The organism is Halomonas sp. (assembly GCF_041689495.1).
Taxonomy (GTDB): Bacteria; Pseudomonadota; Gammaproteobacteria; order Pseudomonadales; family Halomonadaceae; genus Halomonas.
Genome location: NZ_JBDNGD010000079.1, coordinates 1 through 3,751, shown reverse-complemented (window position 1 = coordinate 3,751; position 3,751 = coordinate 1). Strand labels below are relative to the sequence as shown.

Below are 3,751 nucleotides of genomic sequence, written 5' to 3'. Positions count from 1 at the left end.
GGCTGGCGGCGACCGTATTCCGGCTGATCGGTACGCCGCCATCGTTCAGGTCGTGGGTCAGCCTGGGGGAGCCTGAGCGCCCCTTCCCCTGTTGGAAAGCCTGAGCCACACGCTGGTCGGTGATCGCCTGCTGGCGACCTCTCGGGGACGGTTCACCGCCACGCTGTCGCCAGGCGTAGTAGCCGCTGCGGGCGACGCCGAGAACCGCGCACATGCGCTGGATGCTGAATGCCTGACGATGTTGTTGGATGAAGGTGTACGTCACTTCAGGCTATTCGCGATGGCGCCAATCGTGTTGTAGCGCTGGGACACCAGACTGCGCGCCGCCGACTTGGGAACGTATCCCAGCGCCTCGATCGCTTCCTCCACTGCGCGCCTGAGATCCTCGCGCACCTGGCCGGTATTGTTCAGGACGCGGGAGACGGTTGCCGTCGAAACGCCGGCCATGCGGGCGACATCTGTCAGCGTGGGCGTCACGATGCGGCCCTGCCGCCGCGCTCTCTGTTGCACGCGGCGTTCTCCGCCGGCAACCTTGTCCCCGTTATCCATCATAGCCCTTGCCCATGGCACCCTTCGTCGTGGAGCGATTGCGGGGAGGGGCCTCGACCTCTATCCGTCGGGCGCCGTCTCGGCTTGACCTAGCCGACGGAACCGCACCTCCCTGACGATCGACAGCACGATCGTGGCTACGGTCAATGCCATAAGCGCGATGGTGATCCAACGGCTGAAGAAGTACTGAATAACGGATATGTCCTGGGCGCTGGCAAGCGAGAATACCCGATCGAGGTTCTCCTCGGCCAGCGGCCCAAGGATAATGCCCAGAATGATCGGTGCCAGGGGGAAGGCCGCCTTGCGCATCAGATACCCGACCAGTCCGAGCGCCAGCATGATGTAGATGTCGAATACCATGTTGCGGTACGAGAATGCGCCGATCACCGCCAGCGCCATGACCATCGGCGCGATGATGCCCTGCGGAACCAGGATCACCTTGGCGATATAGCGAAGCAGACTGAAAGCGATCACCGCGAAGAACAGATTGGCCAGCAGCAGGCTGACCATGAACGGGTAGAGGATATCGCCTTGATCTTCGAACAGCCGGGCGCCGGGGATCAGGCCGTGGATTAACAGCCCCCCCAGCAGCGCAGCCGTCACCGCGTTGCCGGGGATGCCGAGGGTCAGCATGGGGATCAGGCTGCCGCCGACGACGGCATTGTTGGCGACTTCCGAGGCGATCACGGCTTCCATGCTACCCTTGCCGTATTGCTCGGGCTCGCGGGATCGGCGCCGGGCCTCGCTGCGGCCGATGAAGGCGGCTATATCCGCACCGGCCCCCGGGATCAGTCCGACGAGCGTTCCCAGCACCGACGAGCGAAAGAAAGTGCCGCGATAGCGATTCAACTCGCGGAACCCCGGCCACATCGACCCCAGCTTCGGCACCTTGAGCTGGGTATTCATGCCCTGCCCCTCGCACAGCACCAGAACCTGGGAAATCGAGAACAGGCCGACCAGACCGACGATCACCGGGATGCCCTCGTAAAGGGCGGGTTCGCCGAAGGTAAAGCGCAAGGTGCCCGTCATCGGGTGCATACCGACGGTCGCGACGGCCAGGCCGATCATGCCGGACATCAGGCCCTTGAGCGCGGAATCGCTGCCGATGGCGCCGACCGTCGTCATCGCGAAGACAACGATCCAGAAGAACTCCGCCGAGCGGATCTCAAGCGCGACCATGGCCACGATTGGCGCCAGGAACAACAGCACGATGACGCCGATCTGGCCGCCGACCAGCGAAGCCGCGACCGCCGTGCCGAGCGCGTGGCCGCCGCGTCCCTGGCGGGTCATTTCATAGCCGTCGAGCATGCTGGCGACGGCCGCCGGCGTGCCGGGCACATTGATCAGAATCCCGGAGATCGACCCGCCGTAAATGGCGCCGCAATAGACGCCGCCCAGAAAGATCAGCGCGCCGACGGTCGACATATCGAAGGTCACCGGAACCAGGAGCGCGATCCCCAGCGTCGCCGAGATTCCCGGCATACCGCCGAGAATGACGCCGAGCAGGGCGCCGATGAAGGCGAAGACGATGTTCCAGGGCTGAAGGGCAACCAAGAAACCGTCCAGGATCGACTCGATCATAGAATACTCCCTTTACACGCGGCTGGGGGCTACAGGCCCGCTACCGGTCCCGGGTTTCCGGGTTTCCGGATGTTGCGTTGCGCCAGTTCCGATCAGTAGAGGGCCCCGTGCGGTATCGGGACGCCCAGAAACTGGATGAAGACGAGATAGAGAAAGATAAGGGCGCCGGCCACGACGGCCAATACCAGCCATGCCGGACGGATCCCCAGGAAGGCGATATGCGCCGCCAGATAGGCGCCCGTCGTCACGAAGAATCCGGCGACCGGAACGACGAAGACATAGGCCGTCAGCAGGAACAGGCTGATCAGAACTCTGGGATTGCCGGTCATGGGCAGTGCCTCCGACTTCTTGGTTCGTTTCGGCGTCTTTCATCCGGTGCGGCATCGGTCATTGCTTGCGAAATACTGCCTGCACTAATAGCCCGAGGCTCGACACCAGCAACACACCCCACATCCACAACGGCCACGCGGCCGCGCGGCTGGGAAAGGTCAAGGATTCCCAGACGCCATAGCTACTGATCGCGAGAAGGATCAGTGCCGAGATGATATCGGTCCTGCGCACCGGTGTTGCCCCCTCGTGCCGTTTCAATGTCATGCCACGGCTGGCCGCCGGGATTGGGTGGCGGGATCGGGTGGCGATGCCGATCCCGCCTGTCCGAACGGTTTACTCTTCGCCGAGATAGCCGCCTTCCTCGAAGTATCCGAGCAGGTCGGATACCAGATTCTCCTGGTTCTCCATCACGTCGCCAAAGGCATCGCCGATACGCGGCTCGACCATGGTGATGTTCCGCTCGCGGGCGTCGGACTGATAGTCTTCATTGTTGAAGGCATCCTCGAACGCCGCCCGATAAAGGTTCATCAGATCCTCCGGCATGCCGGCCGGCGCCGCAAAGCCGCGCGTCGATCCCAGTTCGCCGACATCCATGCCGAGATGCTCGCCGGCCGGAGCCACGCCTTCGGCCATCGAATACTCGCTGCCCCAGAGGATGGCGGCGTCGGCGGTGGAATCCTCGGTTTCGAGATAGTCAAAGACATTGCCGATCACGATCTCGACTTCGCCGGAACGGAATGCCTGGTTGGCCGGACTGCCGCCCGGATAGGGGATGAACGTAAACGTCGCGCCGCTTACATGTTCCAGCGCATACATCGCCAGATGGTCGTCGGACAGTGGTCCGTCGGCGCCGACGGTGACGGAGCCCGGTTCGTCGATCGCGGCCTGGATCGCCTCGCTGAGCGAGTCGTATTCGGTGTCCTGGCCGAGCCTGACGATGTTGGGGTCGATGACGTTGACGCCGATCGGCTCCAGCGTTTCAAGCCAGGGCGCATAGACGGCATCGCGCGCCGTTCCGATGATCGGCACCGCCGGCAGATTGATAATGCCGATGGTGCTGCCGTCGGCGTCGGCATTGGCCAGACTCGTCCAGCCGATCTCGCCGCCCGCGCCGGGCAAGTTCACGACGACGGCGTTGGTACTCTGCCCCGACAGGTCCTCGATCGCCTGTTCCACATAGGGCAGCGTCACGCGGGCAAGGGCGTCGCTCGACCCGCCGGCGCTGTAGGCAACGATCACGCGGATCGTCGACGGCACTTCGACGTCGGAGAAATCCTGATCCTGAGCCTGG

The 3,751-nt window shown here is 63.6% G+C and carries 4 protein-coding genes and 1 pseudogene; all 5 read right to left on the bottom strand.

Features of this window, described 5'->3' with window-relative positions:
- Positions 1-271, bottom strand: a pseudogene (locus ACESMD_RS02590) (IS3 family transposase); the annotation flags it as partial.
- Positions 262-549: a LacI family DNA-binding transcriptional regulator gene (locus ACESMD_RS02585; RefSeq protein ID WP_372610068.1), complete on the bottom strand. Its 288-nt coding sequence runs from the start codon at positions 547-549 to the stop codon at positions 262-264. The gene ACESMD_RS02585 and the pseudogene ACESMD_RS02590, both read right to left, overlap by 10 nt.
- 60 nt (positions 550-609) lie before the next feature.
- Positions 610-2,130, bottom strand: a complete 1,521-nt coding sequence (locus ACESMD_RS02580) for a tripartite tricarboxylate transporter permease (protein WP_372610064.1) — start codon at positions 2,128-2,130, stop codon at positions 610-612.
- Positions 2,131-2,222: 92 nt separating this feature from the next.
- Positions 2,223-2,465, bottom strand: a complete 243-nt coding sequence (locus ACESMD_RS02575) for a tripartite tricarboxylate transporter TctB family protein (protein WP_372610066.1) — start codon at positions 2,463-2,465, stop codon at positions 2,223-2,225.
- Positions 2,466-2,793: 328 nt separating this feature from the next.
- Positions 2,794-3,751: tripartite tricarboxylate transporter substrate-binding protein (locus ACESMD_RS02570; RefSeq protein ID WP_372610062.1), on the bottom strand; the 958-nt coding region annotated here is incomplete at its 5' end.

Coding starts and splice junctions, on each gene's coding strand:
- ACESMD_RS02580 (WP_372610064.1), bottom strand. CDS start 2,130: ATGATCGAGTCGATCCTGGACGGTTTCTTGGTTGCCCTTCAGCCCTGG.
- ACESMD_RS02585 (WP_372610068.1), bottom strand. CDS start 549: ATGGATAACGGGGACAAGGTTGCCGGCGGAGAACGCCGCGTGCAACAG.